Origin of the sequence: Pseudomonas sp. lyk4-TYG-107 (assembly GCF_030209055.1) — a bacterium.
GTDB classification, from domain to species: domain Bacteria; phylum Pseudomonadota; class Gammaproteobacteria; order Pseudomonadales; family Pseudomonadaceae; genus Aquipseudomonas; species Aquipseudomonas putida_A.
On the sequence record NZ_JARVST010000014.1, the window covers coordinates 1 to 23,344 of the forward strand.

General features: G+C 61.9%; 21 protein-coding genes. 11 read left to right on the forward strand and 10 right to left on the reverse strand.

The genetic code is table 11. The annotated features are described in order from the left end of the window. Positions 1–190: 190 nt before the first annotated feature. The 3 genes from QRN61_RS13070 to QRN61_RS13080 form a co-directional block, all read right to left on the reverse strand. Entirely contained in the window at positions 191–796 is a 606-nt protein-coding gene (locus QRN61_RS13070) for a 3'-5' exonuclease (protein ID WP_285373968.1), read from the reverse strand. Between the two features lie 40 nt (positions 797–836). After that, a complete protein-coding gene (locus QRN61_RS13075; RefSeq protein WP_007963710.1) occupies positions 837–1,316 on the reverse strand; it encodes a LabA-like NYN domain-containing protein in 480 nt (159 codons plus the stop codon). Positions 1,317–1,560: 244 nt separating this feature from the next. Continuing rightward, the gene (locus tag QRN61_RS13080; RefSeq protein WP_096795265.1) at positions 1,561–2,319 is read right to left on the reverse strand and encodes a DUF2076 domain-containing protein; all 759 of its coding nucleotides are present in this window, start codon (positions 2,317–2,319) and stop codon (positions 1,561–1,563) included. A 178-nt stretch (positions 2,320–2,497) separates the two neighbouring features. Here QRN61_RS13080 and QRN61_RS13085 point away from each other — a divergent pair, with 178 nt between their 5' ends. Then, entirely contained in the window at positions 2,498–3,172 is a 675-nt protein-coding gene (locus QRN61_RS13085; protein WP_183784189.1) for a YciC family protein, read from the forward strand. Between the two features lie 74 nt (positions 3,173–3,246). Beyond that, positions 3,247–4,326 (forward strand): endonuclease/exonuclease/phosphatase family protein, encoded by a 1,080-nt coding sequence (locus tag QRN61_RS13090; RefSeq protein ID WP_285373969.1) that lies wholly within the window; start codon positions 3,247–3,249, stop codon positions 4,324–4,326. 161 nt (positions 4,327–4,487) lie between these two features. On the opposite strand, the gene hrpB is transcribed toward QRN61_RS13090, so the two are convergent. Continuing rightward, positions 4,488–7,007, reverse strand: a complete 2,520-nt coding sequence (gene hrpB, locus QRN61_RS13095) for an ATP-dependent helicase HrpB (RefSeq protein ID WP_285373970.1) — start codon at positions 7,005–7,007, stop codon at positions 4,488–4,490. Positions 7,008–7,116: 109 nt separating this feature from the next. Between hrpB and pmcY the strand changes: the two genes are divergently transcribed. Together pmcY and QRN61_RS13105 are read left to right on the forward strand one after the other, a co-directional pair. Beyond that, entirely contained in the window at positions 7,117–7,536 is a 420-nt protein-coding gene (gene pmcY, locus QRN61_RS13100) for a periplasmic Zn2+ metallochaperone PmcY (protein WP_095139235.1), read from the forward strand. 9 nt (positions 7,537–7,545) lie between these two features. After that, positions 7,546–8,454, forward strand: a complete 909-nt coding sequence (locus QRN61_RS13105) for a cation diffusion facilitator family transporter (protein WP_047602562.1) — start codon at positions 7,546–7,548, stop codon at positions 8,452–8,454. Here the strand turns inward: QRN61_RS13105 and QRN61_RS13110 are convergent. Beyond that, on the reverse strand, positions 8,448–9,488 hold the full coding sequence (locus QRN61_RS13110; RefSeq protein WP_285373971.1) for a DUF6515 family protein: 1,041 nt from the start codon (positions 9,486–9,488) through the stop codon (positions 8,448–8,450). The genes QRN61_RS13105 and QRN61_RS13110 overlap by 7 nt on opposite strands. 454 nt (positions 9,489–9,942) lie before the next feature. On the opposite strand from QRN61_RS13110, the gene QRN61_RS13115 reads away from it, so the two are divergent. Both QRN61_RS13115 and QRN61_RS13120 read left to right on the forward strand, forming a co-directional pair. Further along, a complete protein-coding gene (locus QRN61_RS13115; RefSeq protein WP_008081091.1) occupies positions 9,943–10,422 on the forward strand; it encodes an Lrp/AsnC family transcriptional regulator in 480 nt (159 codons plus the stop codon). 216 nt (positions 10,423–10,638) lie between these two features. Further along, complete coding sequence (locus QRN61_RS13120; RefSeq protein WP_003228500.1) at positions 10,639–10,848, forward strand: DUF2788 domain-containing protein; 210 nt, start codon at positions 10,639–10,641, stop codon at positions 10,846–10,848. Here the strand turns inward: QRN61_RS13120 and QRN61_RS13125 are convergent. The 4 genes from QRN61_RS13125 to QRN61_RS13140 all read right to left on the reverse strand — a co-directional run bounded on the left by QRN61_RS13125 (position 10,843) and on the right by QRN61_RS13140 (position 17,332). Beyond that, complete coding sequence (locus tag QRN61_RS13125) at positions 10,843–11,478, reverse strand: pseudouridine synthase (RefSeq protein WP_285373972.1); 636 nt, start codon at positions 11,476–11,478, stop codon at positions 10,843–10,845. The genes QRN61_RS13120 and QRN61_RS13125 overlap by 6 nt on opposite strands. A 70-nt stretch (positions 11,479–11,548) precedes the next feature. Further along, positions 11,549–13,048, reverse strand: coding sequence for an AMP nucleosidase (gene amn, locus QRN61_RS13130; RefSeq protein WP_167734182.1), 1,500 nt, complete (start codon positions 13,046–13,048; stop codon positions 11,549–11,551). Positions 13,049–13,230: 182 nt separating this feature from the next. After that, positions 13,231–14,880, reverse strand: a complete 1,650-nt coding sequence (locus QRN61_RS13135; protein WP_027612881.1) for an acyl-CoA dehydrogenase family protein — start codon at positions 14,878–14,880, stop codon at positions 13,231–13,233. 97 nt (positions 14,881–14,977) lie between these two features. Next, entirely contained in the window at positions 14,978–17,332 is a 2,355-nt protein-coding gene (locus QRN61_RS13140) for a hybrid sensor histidine kinase/response regulator (protein WP_096795273.1), read from the reverse strand. A gap of 441 nt (positions 17,333–17,773) precedes the next feature. Between QRN61_RS13140 and QRN61_RS13145 the strand changes: the two genes are divergently transcribed. The 4 genes from QRN61_RS13145 to QRN61_RS13160 all read left to right on the forward strand — a co-directional run bounded on the left by QRN61_RS13145 (position 17,774) and on the right by QRN61_RS13160 (position 21,292). Next, the gene (locus QRN61_RS13145; RefSeq protein WP_007960553.1) at positions 17,774–18,571 is read left to right on the forward strand and encodes a hydroxymethylpyrimidine/phosphomethylpyrimidine kinase; all 798 of its coding nucleotides are present in this window, start codon (positions 17,774–17,776) and stop codon (positions 18,569–18,571) included. 18 nt (positions 18,572–18,589) lie between these two features. Next, the gene (gene thiE / locus QRN61_RS13150; protein WP_007960555.1) at positions 18,590–19,213 is read left to right on the forward strand and encodes a thiamine phosphate synthase; all 624 of its coding nucleotides are present in this window, start codon (positions 18,590–18,592) and stop codon (positions 19,211–19,213) included. A 15-nt stretch (positions 19,214–19,228) separates the two neighbouring features. Next, complete coding sequence (gene hemL / locus QRN61_RS13155) at positions 19,229–20,512, forward strand: glutamate-1-semialdehyde 2,1-aminomutase (protein WP_098965768.1); 1,284 nt, start codon at positions 19,229–19,231, stop codon at positions 20,510–20,512. A 225-nt stretch (positions 20,513–20,737) separates the two neighbouring features. Further along, the gene (locus tag QRN61_RS13160) at positions 20,738–21,292 is read left to right on the forward strand and encodes a tetratricopeptide repeat protein (RefSeq protein ID WP_003228518.1); all 555 of its coding nucleotides are present in this window, start codon (positions 20,738–20,740) and stop codon (positions 21,290–21,292) included. Between the two features lie 166 nt (positions 21,293–21,458). Here the strand turns inward: QRN61_RS13160 and QRN61_RS13165 are convergent, their stop codons facing one another. Further along, positions 21,459–21,788 (reverse strand): DUF1820 family protein, encoded by a 330-nt coding sequence (locus tag QRN61_RS13165; protein ID WP_003185742.1) that lies wholly within the window; start codon positions 21,786–21,788, stop codon positions 21,459–21,461. A gap of 133 nt (positions 21,789–21,921) precedes the next feature. Between QRN61_RS13165 and miaB the strand changes: the two genes are divergently transcribed. After that, positions 21,922–23,250, forward strand: a complete 1,329-nt coding sequence (gene miaB / locus QRN61_RS13170; protein WP_027612883.1) for a tRNA (N6-isopentenyl adenosine(37)-C2)-methylthiotransferase MiaB — start codon at positions 21,922–21,924, stop codon at positions 23,248–23,250. Positions 23,251–23,344: the final 94 nt, after the last annotated feature.

Here is a 23,344-nt window from a genome sequence, read left to right on the forward strand (position 1 = left end):
CCCACTCGTGCTTCAAGCACCGCGGACTCACAGCTTGCCATCCACCCCTCTCACCTCAGAGTTTATTCCCTTACTCAGACACAAGCGGGCTTGCTCGCGAAGAGGGAGTGTCAGACAACATAGTTGCCGAATGACACACCGCTTTCGCGAGCAAGCCCGCTCCCACAGGGGATTTTGGGTGACTTCGAGATCAGCGATAGCGCAGCAGGTGTTCGCTGACTTTGGCCGCCGGGACTTTCTGCAGTTTGCACAGCAGGTCATGGTTCAGCTCACGCACCCCATGCTTGTGCCGCAGTTCTTCCGCCAGATGCGCCATCAGGTTGGCCGCCATCTCGGCATCCGCCATAGCCCTGTGCGCCTGGCCGGTGTGTGGCAGGCGGGCGAAAGTGGTGAGCGTGCCGAGCTTGTGATTCGGTGCCGCCGGCATCAGGCGCCGGGCCAGCAGCAGCGAGCAGGCGAAGTTCTGCAATCGGGTGCGTTTGATCCGCCCAAGCTCGAAGTCCCAGAACTTCTGGTCGAACGAGGCGTTGTGCGCCACCAGCGGGGTGCAGCCGACGAATTCGTTGACCTCTTCCATGACCCGCTCGGCCGAGGGTGCACTGCGCAACATGGCGTTGCTGATGCCGGTCAGTTGTTCGATGAACGCAGGAACGCGCACGCCGGCGTTCATCAGGCTCTGGTAACGCTCGACGATACGGCCGTTTTCCAGCATGACCACGGCGATTTCCGTGGCGCGACAGCTGCTGTTCGGCGACAGGCCGGTGGTTTCAAAGTCGATGACTGCAATGCGTTCCAAACCGGGTTCAACTCCGTACAAATCAATTCTTGAGCAACGCTCAGTTTTTCAACAGCAGTGCGCCTTCAATCGGCACATAACGGCTGGCGGCGCGGATCAGCGAGTTGGCGGTCAGGCCCGGCACGCCATAGGCCACTGCCTGTACGCCGTGCTTGCTGATGATGCGTTCGAGCAGCATGTCGAAGTCGCCGTCACCGGAGGCCAGGACGATTTCGTCGACGTGGTCGGCGGCGTCCATAATGTCGAGGGTGATGCCCACGTCCCAGTCGCCCTTGGCCGAGCCGTCGCTGCGCTGGATATAGGGTTTGAGCTTCACGGTGAAACCGAGGTTGCGCAGGATCTGCTGGAACTGCTGCTGCTTGCTGTCGCCACGGTCGATCGCGTAGGCGTAGGCCTCGACGATCTGCCCTTGTTTGCTAATGTCAGCCCACAGCGCGGCGTAGTTGAAATGGCAACCATAGGCCTGACGCACGGTGTAGTAGAGGTTCTGCACATCGGCGAACACTGCGATTTTTTTCACCGGGATTCCTGTGAGCGCATAGCGCACGAAGCGGGATCAGGCGCCGGGCCCGAAAAAGGCGCTCAGTATGCCAGTCCACAGGAAGGTGGCGCGAATAATCAACCCACCACTCCGGACGGATGGTGGACTGTGGTGAGGGGATTTATCCCCGATAGGCAGCGCAGCGGCCCCGAAAATGGGACTGCTGCGCACTCCATCGGGGATAAATCCCCTCACCACAGATTTGATACTGGCGACTGATCCGTCAGACGAACGAATCGTCGTCATCGAAGAACGACGAGTTGTCATCGCTGTAATCAGTATCAGTGAATCCGCCCTGGTCATTGCCAGAGAAACCGTTATCGGCCACACGCTGGTCATTGCCCCAATCGTTGCCGCTCTGGTCAGCCACCTGCGCTGGCTCTTCCTTGATCACTTCAACGATTTCTTCGGGCTGCTGGTTGTGATGGAACAGGCTGCTGATGCCCTGCGCCAGCATCACGCCACCGGCCACTCCTGCGGCAGTTTTCAGAGCGCCGCCGAGGAAGCTGCTGCCCGCGGCCGGAGCGGCTTGCTGGGCGTAGTTCGGCGGCGGCGCGGCATAGTTCTGTTGTGGCGCTGGCGCAGCGTAGTTCTGCTGCGGTGCCGGCTCACGCCAGCCGCCGGTAGAAGCCGGAGCGCTCTGGGTCGGCGCTGGACGCGAGCTGCCGCCGCCGAAGATGCTCGACAGGAAACCACCGCCGCCGCTTGGCGCCGGGGCCGCGCTCTGGGACTTGGCCGCTTGCAGTTCAGCCTGCAATTGCTGGACTTGCCGGGTCAGCTGCTTGTTCTGTTCGTCGAGGCTCTTGATGGCCGCCTCTTGCACCAGAATCGCCTGGGTCATGAAATAACCTGCCGCCGGCTGGCGGGTCAGGTGTTCCTTGATCCGCGCCTCGGCCTGGGCGTCGCGCGGGGCTGCCTCCGTTTCGGCCTGTTGCAGCCGGGAAAACAGTCCATCGATCAGGGTTTGCTCTTCGCTGTTCATGGCGACCTCGTAGATTGCCGGGGATAACGTTGCCCGTGTCCACTGTGGACATGGCGCACCTCTGTAATGGAGGCAGTGACAGGATGTTTCAACGACCTTTACCGAATGTTTACGTTTGTGTCCGCCCGCCCATCATCGGTTAAAGTGAGCCACTGTTTTCGACCTGCGATACCGACTGATGAATGCCTTCGATGTACTGCGCGACTCTCTGTATTTTTTCAAACGCCATCTGGCCAGCATCGTGCAGTTATGCCTGCCGCTGGTGATCTTCGAGGCGGCGCTGCAGCAAGTGGTGGATCACGTCACCGACCCGGACAGTTTCTCCGCCGCCAGCGTGGTCGTCGGTCTGCTGGTGTATCCGCTGTACACCGCCGCGCTGATCCTGTTCCTCGACGCACGCACCCGTGGCGAAGCTCCGCGCAATCTCGACCTGCTGGCGATGTCCGCGCGCCTGTGGCCGCGTTTCGCCTTGCTCACCGCGCTCAATACCTTGCTGATTCTGCTGGGGTTGTCGCTGTATTTCCTGCCGGGCCTGATGCTGATGGTCATGCTCGCATTCGCTGAATACCTGCTGGTGTTGCGCGGTATGGGGCCGTTGCAGGCGATGAAGGAAAGTCTGCGCCTGACCCGTGGGCATTTCTGGCGGATCCTGCTGTGCATTCTGTGTGTGATGGGGCCGTTGTGGCTGCTCAAGGGCGCGACCCTGGCGGCGTACCCCGACCCGCAGAATCCGCTGATCGCGGTATTGATCGACAGCGCGCACAGTTTCCTGCAGCTGTTCACCAGTGTGGTGCTGTTCCGTCTGTTCATGCTGATCAGCGAATTGCCTGACAAACGTACCGGAGCGGTCTGACTTCGCGACCCTTGGGCCAAGGCTCTGCGGTCAGGTATGCTCGGAGCCACTTTTGTAACGCGATAAGCCGAGCCATGCCCCGTCTGCTGCGCTACACCCTGTTGCTGATTGTGCTCGCCGTCGCCCTGATCGGCGGGCTGCTCTACAGCCTGACCTGGCGCCCCGGCGCACGGGAGACCCTGCCCGTTACCTGCACCGGTACGCCGCCGACCCTGGTGCCCGGGCAAGCGCTGAAAGTCATGACCTGGAACGTGCAGTATCTGGCTGGCAAGCGCTACGTGTTCTGGAACGATCTCGCCCAAGGCGCCGATGAAGCACCATCCCCGGAGGACATGGCCTTCAGTCTCGACGAAGTGGCGCGGGTGATTCGCGACGAGCAGCCCGACGTGGTGCTGCTGCAGGAGCTGGATGACGGCGCCAAGGCCAGCGATTACCAGAATCAGCTCAAGCTGCTGCAGGAACGGGTCACCGATCTCTACCCGTGCAGCGCCCATGCCTTCGACTGGAAAGCCGAGTTCGTCCCCGACCCGCACATCTTCGGCAGCGTTGGCCGGCAACTGGTGACCCTGAGCCGTTACCGCATCGAACACGCCGAACGCCTGCAATTGCCGGTGCCCCCGGCGAATTTCATCTCCCGCCAGTTCCAACCCAAAGACGCCCTGCTCGCCACCAAGCTGCCGCTGAGCGACGGCGGACAACTGACGGTATTCAACACCCATCTGGATCGCGCCCGCCAACCGGACGAGACTTTGCAGGCGCAAGTGACGGCGGTGGCCAAAGTGCTCGACAAGTACGAAAGCCAGGGCCTGCCGTGGCTGATCGGCGGCGACTTCAATCTGTTGCCGCTGGGCCAGTATCAGCGTCTGCCCGCCGAGCAGCGCACGCCCTACGCGATCGACAGCGCGCTGCATCTGTTGTGGGACAAGTACCCGATGATCCCGACCAACAACGAAGCCAGCGGCATCGACCGCGCCCACTGGCTGACCCACTACCCCAACGACCCCGGCCTGAATGGCCCGGATCGCACGGTCGACTATCTGTTCTACAGCCCGAAGATCAAACGGGTCGAGGCGAGGGTGCGTCAGGACGATACGTTGCGCATTTCCGATCACTTGCCGGTGATTGCGCGGTTCCTGCTGCCCGCCGCCCCGTAGCCAGTTAACACGATATCCCCCTGTGGGAGCGGGCTTTCTCGTGAAAGCGCCGTGTCAGTTGATGGATCCGTGCCTGGCGCACCGCCTTCGCGAGCAAGCCCGCTCCCACAATAGATTGATGTCGTACCGTGATTGGTTGGCAGGCTGCGATGTTTTGCTCTTCAGGTGCCGCGCGGTTTGGCCCGCGCGGTCGCCTCGGCCACCAATGGATCATCCGGCCAATAATGCTTCGGATAGCGCCCCTTGAGATCCTTCTTCACCTCGGCATAGGTGCTGCGCCAGAAGTTGGCCAGATCCTGCGTCACCTGCACCGGCCGGCGTGCCGGGGACAACAGGTGCAGCTTGACCACTTGCCGGCCGCCGGCAATTCGCGGCGTCTCGGCGAGGCCGAACAACTCCTGCAGACGCACCGCGAGAATCGGCGGAGACTCGCTGTAATCCAGACGAATCGATGACCCCGACGGCACGCTGATGTGATGCGGCGCCAGCTCATCAAGCCTCTGCGGCAACGGCCACGGCAGCAGATTGCGGACGATGCTCGACAGGTCCAGATTGGCGAAATGGCTGAGCCGCGAGACCTTGCCCAAGTAAGGCATTAACCAATGCTCGAGAGTGTTCAGCAACGTTGCATCGCTGACATCCGGCCACTGACTTTCATCCTGATGACTCAAATCCAGTTGCCGCAGCAACGCGACCCGTGCCTGCCACTGGCGCAACTCCGGGGTCCACGGCAGCAACTCCAGCCCCTTGCGCCGCACCAGATTGACCAGCGCCTGACTGCGCGCCGCTTCGTCGAGACCAGTCAACGGTTCGCGGCTGAGGATCAGTTCGCCAACCTTGCGCTGACGCTCGGCGCGCAGCACGCCTTCGCGCTCATCCCAGTCCAGTTGATCGACAGCGCGCACTTGCTCGGCGAGCACCGAATCGAACAGCGCCGGATCGAAATCCGCTGCCAGATAAATCCGTTCCTCACGCTGGCCCTGACGACTGCCGAGATCAGCAATCACAATCCACGGCTCCTTCATCAGGCTGTCGGCTTCGGCGAACAGTGCTGCGCGACCATTGGCCAGACGATATTCGGCGCCACCGGCACGCCGCTGTTGGGCAACACGATCCGGGTAGGCTAGCGCCAGCAGTGCACCGAGCCAGCGCGGATGATCGGGATCGCTGACCGGTGCGCTGGCCTTGCCGCGCAAGTAACCGCGATATTGCCGCGCCAGTTGCCGGGCGCGTTGCACGCCGCCCTGAGCTCCACGTGCCGCGCGCTCTTCGCCGCAGAGCAGCGCCAGGCGGCTGTGCAGATCGGCACCGGCACCGCGCAGGATATCGCGCTCGCCGAGCAGTGCCGCGACGTCGCACGCCATGTTCGCCAGCCCCAGCGCCTGACCGCGCAGCAACAGATGGGCGATGCGCGGATGCGCCGGCAGCTCGGCCATGGCCTGACCGTGCGCAGTCAGCGCATCGCCTTCGAGTGCGCCCAGGCGCTGCAACAAATCCTGCGCCTGGGCATAGGCCGCTGCCGGCGGCACATCGAGCCAGACCAGCTCGCCCGGGGTCACGCCCCAGCGTCCAAGTTGCAGCGCCAGACTCGCCAGATCCGCCGACAGAATTTCCGCACTGCCGTAAGCGGCGAGCTGCTCGTGCTGATCCTGCGACCACAGGCGATAACACACGCCCGGTTCCAGACGTCCGGCCCGGCCTGCACGTTGGGTGGCGCTGGCCCTGGAAATGCGCAGAGTATCGAGACGGGTCATGCCGCTGCCGGGGTCGAAACGCGGCACTCGCGCCAGACCGGCGTCGATCACCACACGCACGCCGTTGATGGTCAGGCTGGTCTCGGCGATGTTGGTCGCCAGCACCACTTTGCGCTGGCCGGTCGGCGCCGGGTCGATGGCAGCGCGCTGGGCATTCAGGTCCAGTTCACCGTGCAACGGGCAGAGCAATACGTCTTTACGCTCGCCGATGGCATCGCTCAGTTGCTGATGCACCCGACGGATTTCCGCCTGCCCCGGCAAGAACACCAGCAGGCTGCCAGTCTCATCGTGCAGCGCTTCGAGGACGGTCTGGGTCACCCGCTGGTCGATGTATTCGCCGGGCTGGAACGGCCGACCCCAGCGCATCGTCACCGGGTACATGCGCCCTTCGCTGCGCAGGATCGGCGCGTCATCCAGCAACCCGGCCAGACGCTCGCCTTCCAGCGTGGCGGACATCAGCAGAATCTTCAGCGGCTGTTCAGCGCGGAACAGTTCACGACCGTTCAAACTCAGAGCCAGTGCCAGATCGGCATCAAGACTGCGTTCGTGAAATTCGTCGAAGATCAGCAGGCCGACGCCTTCCAGCGCCGGATCATCCTGCAGACGCCGGGTGAGAATGCCTTCGGTGACCACTTCGATACGGGTCTTTGGGCCAACCTTGCTGTCGAGACGGATGCGGTAACCGACGGTTTCGCCGACCTTCTCGCCCAGTTCGCTGGCCAGACGTTCTGCGGCTGCGCGCGCGGCGAGACGGCGCGGTTCGAGCATCAGAATGGTCTGCCCGGCCAGCCACGCTTCATCGAGCAAGGCTAAAGGCACGCGGGTGGTTTTACCGGCGCCGGGCGGTGCTTCGAGCACGGCTTCGTGGCGTGTCGCCAAGGCTTCACGCAGGGCGGGTAAAACTTCATCGATCGGCAAAGAAATCATGCTGGCTCCCAAACAGAGGCGCGAGTATAACGGCGAACTGCCGGGCGTTTGTCAGGGTCTTAATTTCAAATGACGACGCTTCGTTTTCAAATGACTCAGGAGATTTTCCATGCGCTTACCTTCTCGCCTGATCGGCGGTGTACTGGTCGCCACCCTGCTCACTCAACTCACGGCCTGCGGTTCGATTTTCTACCCGGATCGTCGCGGTCAGATCGATGGCAAGATCGACCCGGCGATTGCCGTACTCGACGCCGTGGGCCTGCTGTTCTACGTAATTCCCGGGCTGATCGCCTTTGCGGTGGACTTCGCCACTGGCGCGATCTATTTCGAACCGGGCCACACCGCTCAGGTCGATCCGGCCAAACTCAAACAAGCCATCGGCCCGGACGGTCAGGTCGATAACCTCAAGTTGCAGGCTATTCTCGAAACAGAACTGGGCCGCAACCTGCCGCTGGACGATCCGCGCCTGATCCAGCACAAGGGCAGCACGCAACAACTGGCGATGTTTGGCCTGCAACCCGCCGCATAAGGAAATCACATGACCACCAGCCCCGAACACGCCCGCCTGCTGCGGCTGGCAACCCGCGCTTCGGTGGCGGTGGCCTGCACGCTGATCATCGCCAAAGCCATCGCTTGGTGGCTGAGCGGCTCGGTGAGCATGCTCGCCGGCCTCACCGACTCGGCGCTGGATGGCGTCACTTCGCTGCTCAATCTGCTGGCGGTGCATTACGCGCTGCGTCCGGCCGATGACGATCACCGTTACGGCCACGGCAAGGCCGAATCGCTGGCGGGCATGGCGCAGGCGCTGTTCATCGGCGGCAGTGCGGTGCTGATTGCGTTCCAGGCGTATGAACGCATCAAGCAACCGGAGCCGCTCGGCGCGCCGTGGCTGAGCATCGGCGTGATCGTGTTCTCGCTGCTGCTGACCGCGGCGTTGCTGACGCTGCAACATCGGGTGATCAAGCAGACCGGCTCCAACGCCGTGCGCGCCGACTCGCTGCACTACCGTTCTGACATGCTGCTCAACGGCAGCATTCTGATTGCGCTGATTCTCGCCGGCATGGGCTTTCATCAGTTGGACGCATGGTTCGGCCTGGGGATTGCCGGGTACATCTTGTGGAGCGCGATCCAGATCGCCCGGGAAAGTTTTTCGGTGCTGATGGATGAAGAGCTGCCGACGGACGTCAGTCAGCACATGCTCGAACTGGCCTGCGGCGTACCCGGCGTACTGGGCGCGCATGATTTGCGCACGCGGATTTCAGGCAACCACTGGTTCGTGCAGTTGCATCTGGAATTGCCGGGAGAGCTGACCTTGTCAGTCGCTCACGGTATCAGCGATCAGGCGGCGGATGCGATTCACGCCGCCTACCCGCGAGCCGAAGTGCTGGTGCACGCCGACCCGCAGGAAGTGGTCAAGACCGAACGGGCGCAAACTCGGATTCAGTAAGACACCTGATAACCGCGACTGCTCAGGCAATTGCCCTGCGCCTGACGGTAAGCCTGCACCACCTCAGGCGCCGGTTGATAGGTCGCGGTACGCGGGTCGAAACCGCTCTGCTGCACGGCGTATTGGTAGCACTGATAACCGTCCTGCTGCACCTGTTCCGGCGACTGCCCGTTGGCCGGATAGGCCTCGACGTCATAGCCCTGGGATTGCGGCTGCGGTTGCGGCGGTTGCTGCACCGGGGGTTCGACTACGACGTAATCCTGAGTGGCTTCCTGATACGCATAGTAGGAACCGGCGGCGAGGAACAGCAGCGCACCGCCGATCCACACTTCACGGGCATAGTCCGGCAGATACTGGGTGCGAATCCCTCGTGGCGGCTGCACGACGATGTAGCGCGGGCCTTGCGGGCGATACCAGTAGCCGCCGGAATAGAAGTAATCCTGACCGCGATACGGCACTCGGTATTCGCGATCCGGGAAGCGGTCGATCACATGCCCCGGGCGGTATTGCGGGCCTGGCCCCCAACCGTTGCCATGTCCGTCCGGGCGACCCGGCCAGCGATTGTCATTGGGCCGGTTGCCGGTTTGCCATTGCTGGTTGTGGTAACCATTCTGCGGGCGCTCGTCGCGGTAGTAGCCCTGACGCGGCTCCTGAGTCTGGCGCACAGTGTCGGGCCGTGGCTGGATCGGCAGGTTGTTCGACGGTGGCGCCTGATGCACCGGAGCAGGCTGATTGGGCGTGCGATTCTGGTTCTGCCACTGGCCATTGTTGTGCTGCTGGCCGTTGTGCTCGAACTGACGGCTGTTGTCGCCCCGAATGATTTCATTGTTCTGCGGCCGCGGCTGATTTTGCAGCGGCGGATTGTTCTGCCCGTGGGGCTGATGATCGCCCCCATGGCCCTGGTTATTTCCCTGATGCTCAGGGCCGCGTCCACCATTAGGGCTGCGGCTCTCCGGATCGTCGGCGAGCGCTTGCGCACTGACGCTCACACACAGCAAACCAACACCGGCCAGACGCCAGATGCGCGACTTCATGCTTTTCCTCACTGCGGGTATTAAGAGGGCTTGTAGCTAAGACCGGGAATACGCACACCGGGTTCTGCGACAGGTTATCAGTCACGAGACTTATTTATTGAGGAAGGCTGTGCATCGAGGCACAAAAATCGCAGGCAAGAAAAAGGGAGACCCGTCGGCCTCCCTTTAGAGAACTTCGTCCTGGCTCGACGCTTTTGACGTCGGCTCACCTCACGCCGTCTTCTGGACAGTGTGCAGCTCGGGGGCCGGCCCATCCCCGGTGGGGGTGGCGGCCGCGGCGGGCCTGATTGGGCGGGCCGCAGTGGACTGTGTTACCGAGCAGTGATTCTGGTGATAAGAATAGGCCGCAAGACGCGACAGAGGATTGCGAAGATTGCTCAAATAAACACTGCTTGCGCAATTTTTAACCCTGGATAGATAATCCGCCGCAATAGTTACAACCAAGGACTGATTCATGAGCAAACTCGACCGTTACGACCTGAGTATTTTGGCGGAATTGCAGCGCGACGCCCGCATCTCCAACCAGGAACTGGCCGAGCGCATCGGTCTGTCACCCTCGCCCTGCTCGCGCCGGGTCAAACAACTGGAGGACGACGGCTACATCTCGCGCCAGGTCGCCCTGCTCGATCGCAAGATGCTCGGCCTGAGCCTGACGGCCTACGTGCTGATCGGCATGGACCGGCACACACCGGAGCGTTTCGAGAATTTCGAAGCGGCGATCCGCACCTTGCCGCAGGTGCTGGAATGCAGCCTGGTGACCGGCGTGGATGCCGACTATCAGTTGAAAGTGGTGGTGCCGGACATGGACCACTATCAGAAGCTGTTGCTGGGGCACCTGACCCGGATTGAAGGCGTGACCAGCGTGCGTTCGAGTTTTGTACTGAATCAGGTGCTCAACAGCACCGAACTGCCGCTGACGCATCTGCGCAACTGACATCGCCTTCGCGAGCAAGCCCGCTCCCACAGTTGAGATTCGTCAAGCACACTATCTGTGTTCAACCGAGATCCCCTGTGGGAGCGGGCTTGCTCGCGAAGAGGCCGGTACAGGCACCCCATAACCGCGGCACACCGACACAGGTCAATGCGGCCCTGCCACCCTCGGCGTATAATCGCCCAGCCCTTTCAGCCCTGTGCGCGCCGGAGATGCCCGATGGATCCTGCAGTATTCGAAGAGTGGATGATGACTGGCCTGGTCAGCATCCTGATCATTTTCATGGGTTTCATCGTCTGGGATCTGGCGAAGAAGTCCAAGGCCGGGCGTTTCGGCTCGTTCATTCTGTTCTTCGTCCTGGGCCTGGGCGTGGCCGCGTTCATCATCAAGAGTGTGGTGATCGGCCTGATCGAATCCGGCGCTCTATAACCGCGCCGGCACTTCTTTCCATTGGCCCTGATCGAGCCCTTCAAGCGTCCAGTCGCCAATCCGTACCCGCACCAGCCGTAACGTCGGCAGCCCCACCGCTGCGGTCATACGTCGTACCTGACGGTTGCGCCCTTCACGAATCACCAGCTCCAGCCAACTGGTCGGCACGCTTTTGCGAAAGCGTACCGGCGGATTGCGTGGCCACAGTTCAGGCTCTTCCAGTTGCCGCGCCTCGGCGGGCAGGGTCATGCCGTCATTCAGTTCGACGCCATCACGCAAACGCTGCAATTGCTCGACCGTCGGCTCGCCTTCGACCTGCACCCAGTAAGTCTTCGGCAACTTGTGTTTCGGGTCGGCAATCCGCGCCTGCAACTGGCCGTCGTTGGTCAGCAGCAGCAAACCTTCGCTGTCGCGATCAAGGCGTCCGGCCGGATAGATGCCAGGCAGATCAATAAAATCCTTGAGCGTTGCCCGCCCGCCTTCGTCGCTGAACTGCGTCAGCACATCGAATGGCTTGTTGAACAGGATCAGCTTCGGCTCGGCCGGCGGCGCCTTGGCGACACGGCGTGGAGCTGAGGGGGAAGGCTTCGCGCCAGGGCGGCGGGAAGGAGGACGCGGGGGACGGGACATAAGAGAACAAACATCTAACGGTCAGGGCTGCTAATGCTAGTAGCCCGACCGTTAAATGACCATCAACAAATCAGCGGAACGGCGGCTCGTCGAAGCTGCGCAGTTTGCGCGAGTGCAGCGAATTGAGTTCGGTGCGCAGCAGATCCACCGCCGCGATGCCGATCTTCAAGTGTTGGCTGACCGCGCGCTCGTAGAACGCGTTGGCCGAACCCGGCAGCTTGATTTCACTGTGCAGCGGCTTGTCCGAAACGCACAGCAACGTGCCGTAAGGCACTCGCAGGCGATAACCCTGGGCGGCGATGGTGCCGCTTTCCATGTCCACCGCCACGGCCCGGGACAGGTTGATCAGCGGACGCTCCTGCGCCCAGCGCAGTTCCCAGTTGCGGTCGTCGTAGGTCAGCACGGTGCCGGTGCGCAGGCGCTTTTTCAGCTCCTCGCCCTTCTCGCCGGTGATATTGGCCGCGGCTTGCTGCAGCGCCAGTTGCACTTCGGCCAGTGCCGGGATCGGAATGTTCGGCGGCACCACGCGGTCGAGAATCCCGTCGCGACGCATGTAGGCATGGGCCAGCACGTAGTCGCCGATGGTCTGCGACTGACGCAGCCCGCCGCAGTGACCGATCATCAGCCAGCAATGCGGACGCAGCACCGCCAGGTGGTCGGTGATGTTCTTGGCGTTGGACGGGCCGACGCCGATGTTGACCAGGGTCACACCGTGGCCGTCGTTGGCGATCAGGTGATAGGCCGGCATCTGGTAGCGGTGCCAGACCACGCCAGCGGCGATCGCCGAGGCTTCGCCGTGATCCATGCCCTTCTCGATGATCACGTTGCCCGGCAGCACCATGCGCACGAAACGCGGGTCGTTGCGCAGTTGTTCCAGGCCATGAACGATGAACTGGTCGACGTAGCGGTGATAGTTGGTCAGCAGAATCCACGGCTGCACATGCCGCCAGTCGCTGCCGGTGTAGTGCACCAGGCGACGCAGGGAGAAGTCGACGCGCGCGGCATCGAACAGCGCCAGTGGCAGCGGATCGGTGTTTTCCCAGTCGTAGAGACCGTCGGCAATGCCATCGGTGGCGGCGGACAGATCGGTACTCGGGAACACCCGCGCCAGCACCGCAGCGGTGACGCCGGAGCCGGCCAGCTCATCGCCCTGCTCGACCACGTACGGGTATGGAATATTCTGCTGGCTGACGCCGACTTCCACGGTCACGGTGAAGTCGTGCATCAACGGCACCAGTTGTTCCAGCAGGTATTTGCGGAACGCCTTGGGATGGGTGACGGTGACGCTGTAGGTGCCCGGCAGTTGCACCTTGGCGTAGGCGCGGGTGGTCTGTGGGACTTCGCCCTGACACAGGTAGGTCAGACGCAGTTCGGGATAACGAAACAGGGCACGCTGTTCGGCGTCAGGCTCGACGCGATCCTTGAGGTAACGCTTGAGCGCCGAGTTCAGCGCAGTGGTGGCCCGCTCATGCAACTCGGCCAGACGATCCACGGCTTGCTCGGCGGTTTGAACGACAATAAACGCTTCGGTCACGATCAGCTTCCTGTGTTCTGACTTGCAGAGCTTCATCTTGCCTGCATCGTGGTCTCACGGGAACAGTGGCGTTGTGGCTGTACCCAAATCATCCCATCTATGGAGATACCCTGTGGGAGCGAGCCTGCTCGCGAATGCGGTGGGTCATTCACAAAGATGTCGACTGATACACCGCTTTCGCGAGCAGGCTCGCTCCCACATGGGGGATGCGTGGTGGGTCAGAAACCTTGCGGGGTTGAGCGAGCGACGATGGCTTCGACGTCCAGCCCACGCGGCAATGCACCGTAGACCCGGCCGCCACCACTCAGGCGGCTGGCAATGAACGCGTCGCTGACCGCCGAGTTGCCGGCCTCCAGCAATAGCTTGGCCTGCAAACCGAGCGCGATGTCTTCGGTGAGTTGCCGCGCCCGATACTGAATATCGCTGGTGTCCTTGAACTGCGCCTGCAACTGCTGGATATGCGCGGCCAGGCGCTTGTCGCCGTGCCCATCGCCCAATTCGCTGAACAACACGTCGAGCACACCCGGTTCTTTCGACAGTGCGCGCAACACGTCGAGGCACTGCACATTGCCCGAGCCTTCCCACGTCGAGTTGACCGGCGCTTCGCGATACAGCCGTGGCAGGATGCTCTCCTCGACATACCCGGCACCGCCCATGCACTCGGCGGCTTCGTTGATCATTCCGGGGGCACGTTTGCAGATCCAGTATTTGCCCACCGCCGTCACCAGCCGGGCGAATTGCGCTTCATGGCGATCATCCAGATGATCCAGCGCCTTGCCCATGCGCAGGCTCAGCGCCAGCGCGGCCTCGCTTTCCAGCGCCAGATCGGCCAGCACGTTCTGCATCAACGGTTGCTCGCTGAGCAGTTTGCCGCCGACCTTGCGATGCGCGCAGTGGTGGCTGGCCTGGGTCAGCGCCTGACGCATCAGCGAGCTGGAGCCGACCATGCAATCGAAACGGGTCATCGCCACCATCTCGATGATGGTTGGCACGCCGCGCCCTTCTTCGCCAACCATCCACGCCAAAGCGCCACGGAATTCCACTTCACTGGAGGCGTTGGACTGGTTGCCGAGTTTGTTTTTCAGGCGCTGGATGTAGAACTGATTGCGCGTGTCGTCGGGGCGATGGCGCGGCAGCAGGAAGCAGGTCAGGCCCTTGTCGGTCTGCGCCAGCGTCAGGAACGCATCGCACATCGGCGCCGAGCAGAACCACTTGTGCCCGACCAGTTCATAGGCCTGCCCCGGGCCACTGGCACCGACCGGATAGGCCTTGGTAGTGTTGGCGCGCACGTCGGTGCCGCCCTGTTTCTCGGTCATCGCCATGCCAATGGTCACGCCGGCCTTGTGCGCCATGCCGACGTTACGCGGGTCATATTCGGTGGCAAGGATCTTCGGCAGCCACTGTTCGGCCAGATCCGGCTGCAAGCGCATGGCCGGGACACTGGCGAAAGTCATGGTCAACGGGCAACCGCTGCCGGCCTCGGCCTGGCTGTGCAGATAGCTCATCGAGGCGCGGGCGACATGCGCGCCATCCTGCGGATGGGTCCAGGGTGATGAGGTCAGGCCATGTTCGATCGCGGTGCGCATCAGCTCGTGATAAGCGGGATGGAATTCCACCAGATCGATGCGATGGCCGTAGCGGTCATGGCTGACGAATACCGGTTTGTTCTGATTGGCGAGGAACCCGGCTGCCATCAGCGGTCCGCCGGCCAGCGCACCGTAGGCATCGATCCGCGACTCGGCCCACCCGGCGCCGAAACGGCGTGACCACTCCTGCAGCGGCAGGTCGATGCGGTACAGGTTGGCGCCATCCAGCGACGGTGGCTGGTTGGTGACTTCGTGGGTTTCGGCGAACTGATGCAGGTTCATGACGGGGCTCCTTTGGTCAGCCAAGGAATCCAGTTAAGCACCGGCTCGTGGCTGATCAAAGTGTCATAAGCGCCGAACTGTCGGCGCTTTCACCCTATTACGCGCTGAGCACCCGACGCTCCAGCGCCGTCTGCAGGTCTTCGAATTTCACCGGTTTGTTCAGGTAATCGATGCGCGTACCCGGCGCGCAGTGTTCGCGATCCGTGCCCAGTGCCAGCATGAACACCGGCAGATTGGCGCAGCCGGGCAACGCATGAATCTGGCAGCACAACGACGCGCCTTCATGATTGGGCAACTGGCAATCAATCAGCACCGCGTCGAAGGTTTCCCGTTGCAGGCAATCAAGTGCCGCCGCGCCGTTGTCCGCGGTGCGTACGCGGAACCCCAGTTTGAGCAGCATGCCGCGCATCACCAGTTGGTTGACGCTGTTGTCATCCACCAGCAACACCGTGCAATCCTGCGGCGCACGGATGCGCTCGTACAGCGCGTCCGCGGTTGGCGCCGCTTCGACTTCCGGCAGCTCGAACTCGACATCCAGTTGAAAACGGCTGCCGCTGCCAGGCTGGGAGCGGTGAGTCAGCTTGCCGCCGAGCAGTTCCACCAGTTGCCGACAGATCGCCAGCCCCACGCCCAGGCCGCCGTATTCGCGGGTCATCGAGCCGTCGAGCTGGAAGAAGCGCTGATACATCGTCGCCTCGCCCAGATCGGTGAAACCGATGCCGGTATCGATGACCGCAAACGACAGCGCCAGGCGGTTGTCCGTCGCCGGTTTGCCAGTGACCCGCAGCGCCAGACCGCCGACCCGGGTGAACTTGATCGCGTTGTCCAGCAGGCACTCCAGGCACTGCGCCAGTTTTGCGCTGTCGCCGTGCAAGCGATCCGGCAGGGTCGGCAGCACCTCGACCTTGAAGTCCAGCGACTTGCTCGCCGCGTTGCCGTCGAACTGCACGCGCAAGGCCTCGACCACCGCGCGCAGACTGAAGCTGCCCGGCGTCGCCTTGAGCTTGCCGGCCTGCAATTCGGTGAGGGTGAGGATGCCGTTGACCATGCGCATCATGTCCCGGGCAGAGCCAGCGGCGGTTTGCTGGTATTGTTCCAGTTCAGGCTCCAGCTCGACGGTCTGCATCAGTTCCAGCGAACCGATCACCCCGTTCATCGGCGTGCGCAATTCGTGGGTCAGGGTCGCGAGGAATTCATCCTTGAGCTTGTTGCTGTGGGCCAGTTGCTGGTTGAGCACTTCGAGTTTCTGCCCGGCATCGAACAGGGTTTGCGCCTGTTGCTCGCGCATCGCGTTGATGCGATCAGCCAGCGCCAGCGACAGCAGCGCGACTTCGATGGCCGAACCGATCTGGCTGGCGTACATGGTCAGGAACACGTTCGGCAGCAGGCCCAGCACCATCAGCGTATTGACGATGCCGCCGAGCAGGAATGCCGACCAGGCAATGATGAAATAACGCGCCACCCGCAAGCCGCGCCACCAGGCGAGAATCCCGGCGGCGAAGATCACCACGGTGAACACCAGCGCCAACAGGGTCGCCAGGCGCAACGACAATGCGTAACTGGTCATCAGCGACAACCCGACCACCAGCGCGCCGAACGCGATCAGGGCGATCAGCAGATAGTCGAGCCAGCGACTGTGGGTTCTGGTCTGCAGGAAACTGCGGGCGAACTGGCTGCCGAACAACCCGGCGCAACCGATGAAAAACGGTGTGGCGGCGTTGGCCCACCACGGATTGTCCGGCCAGAAATACTCGACCGCCGCGCCGTTCACCGACAATTGATAGAGGCCGAACGAGGCGATGTAAAAGATGTAATAGAGGTAGCTGGTGTCGCGCACGCTCAGGTAGATGAACAGGTTGTAGACCAGCATCCCCAGCAGCACGCCATAAATGATCCCCAGCACATACAGGCGCACCGGCTGGTCTTCGAGGTACGCGGTGCTCGACCATAACGTCACCGGTGCCTGAATCGAACCCTCACTGGCGAGGCGCAGGTACACGGTTTTTTGCTGGTCAGGGGCGAAGGTCAGGTCGAACAGGTAATTGTTCTGCCGGATCTCGCGACTGGTGAACGGCAAGGCGTCGCCGGTCTGCCGGATCAGGCGGTAGTCGCCATTGGCATCAGCCATGTAAAGGTCGAGATGATCGAGCGGCGGATACGCCAGTTCCAGCAGCCAGGTGCGCTGCGCGGCCGGATTGTTCGGACGGTAATGCAGATCAATCTTCAGCCAGAACGCCGAGCGCGAGTAACCGGCATTGAGCGTGGCTTTGTCATGGGGTTTGAAATTGCCCGCCGCCGCTTGAGCGCGGACGTCGGCGATGTTCGCCTGACCGCTCGGGTCTTCGAACACTTGCAGGGAGCGACCCAGGGGAAGGCTCTGGGTATTTTCGTCGAACTCGACGGCGCTTGCGAGGAGGGGCAAGCAGAACAGCAACATCAGCAAATAGCGCATTGAAGCCCCAGCGTGGCTCGTCCGGTTGTGTCAGGAAGCCCCCCATTCCCTTTGAGTAGACGTAAAACCGGTATTACCTGTTATTGGTTTGGATCCAGACTAGCATAGCCGTTGATGGCCATTGAGCACCATCGAAATTTTTCCTACAAAGGCTCTAGAACGGGCGTTTCAGAGCAAAGCAGCGAGCTAGAGCTGTTGAGTTGGTCAACTCAATCATTGCGATCCGCTTTTGTGGCGAGGGAGCTTGCTCCCGCTCGGCTGCGCAGCAGTCGTAAAACCTGTAAATGCGCTGTGCCTGAATAAATGCAGGGGGCTGCTTCGCAACCCAGCGGGAGCAAGCTCCCTCGCCACAATGGTAGCTGCAGTGTTGTCCGACAATCTGCTCGCAAACACCGTCAGGACTGAACCCCAAAATCAGGTTTGGTGGTAAGCTCGCGCACCATGAATATCTACAGCTCCCGCCCCGTTGTCCTCTGTCTCTCCGGCCACGACCCCAGTGGTGGCGCCGGCTTGCAGGCAGATATCGAAGCCCTGCTCGCGCAGGGTTGCCATGCGGCTCCGGCCGTCACAGCCCTGACCGTGCAAGACACTGTCAACGTCACTGACTTCCGCGTCCTCGACCGTGAGTGGGTACTGGCCCAGGCCAATGCCGTGCTCAACGACTCCGAAGTCGCTGCGGTCAAACTGGGCATGCTCGGTTCGCTGGAAATGGTCGACACCGTGGTCGAACTGCTTTCGGCGCACCCGCACCTGCCGGTGGTCTGCGACCCGGTGCTGCGTGCCGGCGGCGGCGGACGCCTGGGCAAGGACGAAGTCGGTTATGCGATGCGCGAGCGTCTGCTGCCGCTGTCGATCATTGCCACCCCCAACCTTCCCGAAGCGCGGATTCTTGCCGAACTGCCCGAAGGCACAGCGGACGAGTGCGCTGAAAAACTCCTGCCGTTCGTCAAAAACCTGCTGATCACCGGCGGCCATGGCGACGAAACTGAAATCCACAATCGCCTGTACAGCCGTGACGGCCTGCGTGAAACCTTCTATTGCCAGCGTTTGCCGGGCAGTTATCACGGTTCCGGCTGCACATTGGCCAGCGCCCTCGCCGGTCGGTTGGCCCAGGGTGAAAACCTCGCCAGCGCCGTGCGTACGGCACTGGATTACACCTGGCGCACCCTGCGCGATGCCGAACAACTGGGCAAAGGCCAGTTCGTGCCGCGTCGCCTGCCGCTGGATTTTTGCTCGTAACGTCGTGAGGTCTGCCTGATGAAACTCCGTGGCCTGTACGCCATCACCGACAGCCAATTGCTGGCGGGCAAGTTTCTGTCCTACGTGGAGGCGGCGCTGGAAGGCGGCGTCACCCTGCTGCAATACCGCGACAAAAGCAGCGACGAGGCCCGCCGTCTGCGCGAGGCCGAAGCGCTACGCGATCTGTGCGAACGCTACAAGACGCAGTTGATCATCAACGATGACGCCGAATTGGCCGCACGCCTCAACGTCGGCGTGCACCTGGGGCAGACCGACGGCCCGCTGTCGCCGACCCGCGCCCTGCTCGGCTCCAAAGCCATCATCGGTTCGACCTGCCACGCGCAACTCGAACTGGCCGAGCAAGCCGCCAAAGAAGGCGCGAGCTATGTCGCCTTCGGTCGCTTCTTCAATTCCAACACCAAACCCGGCGCGCCAAGCTGCAGCCTCGATCTGCTCGACGAGGCCAAACGCAAGCTGCATCTGCCGGTCTGCGCGATTGGCGGCATCACCCTCGACAACGCCGCGCCGCTGGTGGCCCACGGGGTCGACCTGCTGGCGGTGGTCCACGGTTTGTTCGGTGCCGAAAGCACCGCCGAAGTGACCCGCCGCGCCCGCGCCTTCAACGAACTTCTGAAAATCTGATTTGAGAGCCCGAACATGTCTCGTTCCGAAACCCTGTTTGCCAATGCCCAGAAACACATTCCCGGTGGCGTGAACTCGCCGGTTCGCGCGTTCAAGAGCGTGGGCGGCACGCCGCTGTTCTTCAAGCATGCCGAAGGCGCCTACGTCACTGACGAAGACGACAAGCGTTATGTGGATTACGTCGGTTCGTGGGGGCCGATGATCCTCGGCCACAGCCACCCGGACGTGCTCGATGCAGTGCGCAATCAACTGCAACACGGCCTGTCCTACGGCGCGCCGACCGCGATGGAAACCGAGATGGCCGACCTGGTCTGCTCGCTGGTACCGTCGATGGACATGGTGCGCATGGTCAGCTCCGGCACCGAAGCGACCATGAGCGCGATTCGTCTGGCCCGTGGTTACACCGGTCGTGACAGCATCATCAAGTTCGAAGGTTGCTACCACGGTCACTCCGACAGCCTGCTGGTCAAGGCCGGTTCCGGCGCGCTGACCCAGGGCGTGCCAAGCTCCGCCGGTGTACCGGCCGCGTTCGCCAAACACACCCTGACCCTGCCGTTCAACGACATCGACGCCGTGGAGAAGATGCTCGCCGAAGTCGGTCAGGACGTCGCCTGCATCATCGTCGAGCCAGTCGCTGGCAACATGAACTGCGTGCCGCCGGCACCGGGTTTCCTCGAAGGCCTGCGTTCGCTCTGCGACAAGCATGGCGTGGTGCTGATTTTCGACGAAGTGATGACCGGTTTCCGCGTTGCCCTCGGCGGTGCCCAGGCGCACTACGGCGTAACCCCGGATCTGACCACCTTCGGCAAGATCATCGGCGGCGGCATGCCGGTCGGCTGCTTCGGCGGCAAGCGTGAAATCATGGAACGCATCGCGCCGCTGGGCCCGGTGTATCAGGCCGGCACCCTGTCGGGTAACCCACTGGCGATGGCCGCCGGTCTGACCACGCTGCGTCTGATCAGCCGTCCGGGTTTCCACGCCGAGCTGACCGACTACACCACCCGCCTGCTCGACGGTCTGCAACAACGCGCTGATGCCGCGGGCATTCCGTTCGTGACCACGCAAGCGGGTGGCATGTTCGGCCTGTACTTCAGCGGCGCCGACGACATCGTCACCTTTGAAGACGTGATGGCCAGCGACGCAGCACTGTTCGGTCGCTTCTTCCACCTGATGCTGGAAGGTGGCGTGTACCTGGCACCGAGTGCATTCGAAGCCGGTTTCACCTCGATCGCCCACGGCGAAACCGAGCTGAAAATCACTCTGGACGCTGCCGAACGTGCCTTCGCTGCACTGAAGTAATCGCCGTACCGCTGACGTTGGCCATGGCCAGCGTCAGCTTTCACCTACACCCAAGCTCTTTTTCCCACGCCTCTGCTAAAAATCCAGCAGAAAGTGGCCGATATATTCCCCGCGCAGCAGAAAAACGAGTAAAGACTTTGTAAGGTTGGCCCTGCTTATTTCATAATGCGCGCTTATTGGATCCCTCGATGGGTCCGCGTGCCCTTCAGAGGTAAGTCGATTCCCATGAACCGCACCGGCCGCACCCTTGCCTTGGGCTGCCTGTTGCTCCTTCAGCCCCTGCTCGCGCATGCACAAGCAGGCGGCAACTCGTTGTTGATCCCGGCGATGGGTCGTTGCACCCTCAACACTCAGCCGCAAGACGTCACGCAGGCACTGGCCGCCTGTCAGAAAGCGGCGGACGAAGGGGATGCGCAAGCGCAATACGAGTTGGGTGAGTTCTACTACGACGGCAAGAATGCGCCACGCGATCTCAATCAAGCCCTGAGCTATTTCGAAAAAGCCTCGCTGCAAGGCCACGCTCAGGCGCAGTTCAAGCTTGGCACCATGTTCTTCCACGGCGAAGGCGTGCAGGCCAACAACATTCAGGCGTACATCGTGCTGAAGATGGCCGCGGTCAACGGCGCCGAAGATGCGCTGGACACCGCCGACGAAGTCTCCGAAAAAATGTCCCGCGAAGACCTCGAAACCGCGACCCAGGTGCTCGGGCAAATTTTCCGTAAATACCTGATGGAACTGCAGAGCGCCGATGGGCGTACGCCGTTCTCGCCATTGCCATAAGCGCTTTTGTGGCGAGGGGATTTATCCCCGATGGGTTGCGAAGCAGCCCCAAAACCCTGCAATCAAGCTCCTTCTGACATACCTTGCTGAATGGACTTGCGCCTGCTTCGCAGTCGATCGGGGATAAATCCCCTCGCCACAAATCATTTCAAATCCAGATCCGGGCTTACTTCTCAGGCATCGGCATCGGAAACGGCATCACATTGCCGACCGCGCCACGGGCTTCGCTGATTTTCGGGGTGCCCAGACGTTCCACCTCGTCGATGCGCACGATCGAATGCATCGGCACGAAGCTGCGCACCACGCCTTCGAACTGCGCCTTGAGCTTCTCTTCGCTCGGATCGACCACCACTTGCGTGCGCTCGCCAAAGACGAACTCTTCCACTTCCAGAAAACCCCACAGATCACTTTGATAGATCTGCTTGGCGTACATTTCGAACACCTGGCCCTGGTTGAGGAAAATCACCTTATAGATTGGAGCTTCGCGTTTGGTCATGGCGGGGGGATAACATCGGGGATAAAAATGAGGGCGCAAACTATAGCATAGCCACCGGACGCACAGCGGTAGGAACCTGAGGGCTTGTTCCCTATAATGCGCGGTTCTTTGAATCAGGTGACGACCTTACTCCATGGCCAAGAAGCTTTACATCGAAACCCACGGTTGCCAGATGAACGAGTACGACAGCTCGCGCATGGTCGATCTGCTGGGCGAACATCAGGCCCTGGAAGTCACCGCCCGTGCCGAAGACGCCGACGTGATTCTGCTCAACACCTGCTCGATCCGCGAACGTGCTCAGGATCGGGTGTACTCGCAGCTCGGCCGCTGGCGCGAACTGAAACTGGCCAACCCGGACATGGTGATCGCCGTCGGTGGTTGCGTCGCCAGCCAGGAAGGTGCGGCGATCCGTGATCGCGCCCCGTATGTCGACGTGGTCTTCGGCCCGCAGACCCTGCACCGTCTGCCGGAAATGATCGACGCCGCACGCAGCAGCAAGTTGCCGCAAGTCGACGTCTCGTTCCCGGAAATCGAAAAATTCGACCACCTGCCCGAGCCGCGCATCGACGGCCCGAGCGCTTACGTGTCGGTGATGGAAGGCTGCAGCAAATACTGCACGTTCTGCGTGGTGCCCTACACCCGTGGCGAAGAAGTCAGCCGGCCGTTCGATGACGTGATCGCCGAGATCATCCACCTCGCCGAGAACGGCGTGCGTGAAGTCACCTTGCTCGGGCAGAACGTCAACGGCTATCGCGGCCTGACCCACGAAGGGCGTCTGGCCGATCTGGCCGAGCTGATCCGCGTGGTCGCCGCTGTCGACGGCATCGACCGCATCCGCTACACCACTTCGCACCCGCTGGAGTTCTCCGACAGCCTGATCCAGGCCCACGCCGAAGTGCCGGAGCTGGTCAAACACCTGCACTTGCCGGTGCAGTCGGGTTCCGACCGGATCCTCGCGGCGATGAAGCGCAACCACACCGCGCTGGAGTACAAATCCAAGCTGCGTAAACTGCGCGCTGCCGTGCCGGGCATCTGCATCAGTTCGGACTTCATCGTCGGCTTCCCTGGCGAGACCGAGAAAGACTTCGAACAGACCATGAAGCTGATTGCCGACGTCGGTTTCGACTTCTCCTACTCGTTCGTCTATAGCCAGCGCCCGGGCACCCCGGCGGCCGATCTGGCCGACGACACCCCGGAAGAGCTGAAGAAAGAACGCCTGAACGCCTTGCAGCATCGTTTGAATCAGCAAGGGTTCGAGATCAGCCGACAAATGGTCGGTTCGATCCAGCGCATTCTGGTCACCGACTACTCGAAGAAAGACCCGGGCGAGCTGCAAGGGCGTACCGAGAATAATCGTATCGTCAACTTCCGCTGCGATAATCCGACCCTGATCGGCCAGTTCGCCGACGTGCACATCGACGCGGCGCAACCGCACTCGCTGCGCGGCTCGTTGATTCAATAACACCGCATATCCCTGTGGGAGCGAGCCTGCTCGCGAAAGCGGTCTGTCAGACACCTCAATGTTGAATGTGTCGCCGCCTTCGCGAGCAGGCTCG

Bases quoted from the DNA above. Each gene is read 5' to 3' on its own strand.
- QRN61_RS13085 (WP_183784189.1), top strand. From the start codon at position 2,498: ATGAATGCCTTCGATGTACTGCGCGACTCTCTGTATTTTTTCAAACGC.
- thiE (WP_007960555.1), top strand. From the start codon at position 18,590: ATGAAACTCCGTGGCCTGTACGCCATCACCGACAGCCAATTGCTGGCG.
- QRN61_RS13140 (WP_096795273.1), bottom strand. From the start codon at position 17,332: ATGCGCTATTTGCTGATGTTGCTGTTCTGCTTGCCCCTCCTCGCAAGC.
- QRN61_RS13165 (WP_003185742.1), bottom strand. From the start codon at position 21,788: ATGACCAAACGCGAAGCTCCAATCTATAAGGTGATTTTCCTCAACCAG.
- amn (WP_167734182.1), bottom strand. From the start codon at position 13,048: ATGAAGCTCTGCAAGTCAGAACACAGGAAGCTGATCGTGACCGAAGCG.
- QRN61_RS13090 (WP_285373969.1), top strand. From the start codon at position 3,247: ATGCCCCGTCTGCTGCGCTACACCCTGTTGCTGATTGTGCTCGCCGTC.
- pmcY (WP_095139235.1), top strand. From the start codon at position 7,117: ATGCGCTTACCTTCTCGCCTGATCGGCGGTGTACTGGTCGCCACCCTG.
- QRN61_RS13125 (WP_285373972.1), bottom strand. From the start codon at position 11,478: ATGTCCCGTCCCCCGCGTCCTCCTTCCCGCCGCCCTGGCGCGAAGCCT.
- hemL (WP_098965768.1), top strand. From the start codon at position 19,229: ATGTCTCGTTCCGAAACCCTGTTTGCCAATGCCCAGAAACACATTCCC.
- QRN61_RS13080 (WP_096795265.1), bottom strand. From the start codon at position 2,319: ATGAACAGCGAAGAGCAAACCCTGATCGATGGACTGTTTTCCCGGCTG.
- miaB (WP_027612883.1), top strand. From the start codon at position 21,922: ATGGCCAAGAAGCTTTACATCGAAACCCACGGTTGCCAGATGAACGAG.
- QRN61_RS13115 (WP_008081091.1), top strand. From the start codon at position 9,943: ATGAGCAAACTCGACCGTTACGACCTGAGTATTTTGGCGGAATTGCAG.
- QRN61_RS13145 (WP_007960553.1), top strand. From the start codon at position 17,774: ATGAATATCTACAGCTCCCGCCCCGTTGTCCTCTGTCTCTCCGGCCAC.
- QRN61_RS13160 (WP_003228518.1), top strand. From the start codon at position 20,738: ATGAACCGCACCGGCCGCACCCTTGCCTTGGGCTGCCTGTTGCTCCTT.
- QRN61_RS13135 (WP_027612881.1), bottom strand. From the start codon at position 14,880: ATGAACCTGCATCAGTTCGCCGAAACCCACGAAGTCACCAACCAGCCA.
- hrpB (WP_285373970.1), bottom strand. From the start codon at position 7,007: ATGATTTCTTTGCCGATCGATGAAGTTTTACCCGCCCTGCGTGAAGCC.
- QRN61_RS13105 (WP_047602562.1), top strand. From the start codon at position 7,546: ATGACCACCAGCCCCGAACACGCCCGCCTGCTGCGGCTGGCAACCCGC.
- QRN61_RS13120 (WP_003228500.1), top strand. From the start codon at position 10,639: ATGGATCCTGCAGTATTCGAAGAGTGGATGATGACTGGCCTGGTCAGC.
- QRN61_RS13110 (WP_285373971.1), bottom strand. From the start codon at position 9,488: ATGAAGTCGCGCATCTGGCGTCTGGCCGGTGTTGGTTTGCTGTGTGTG.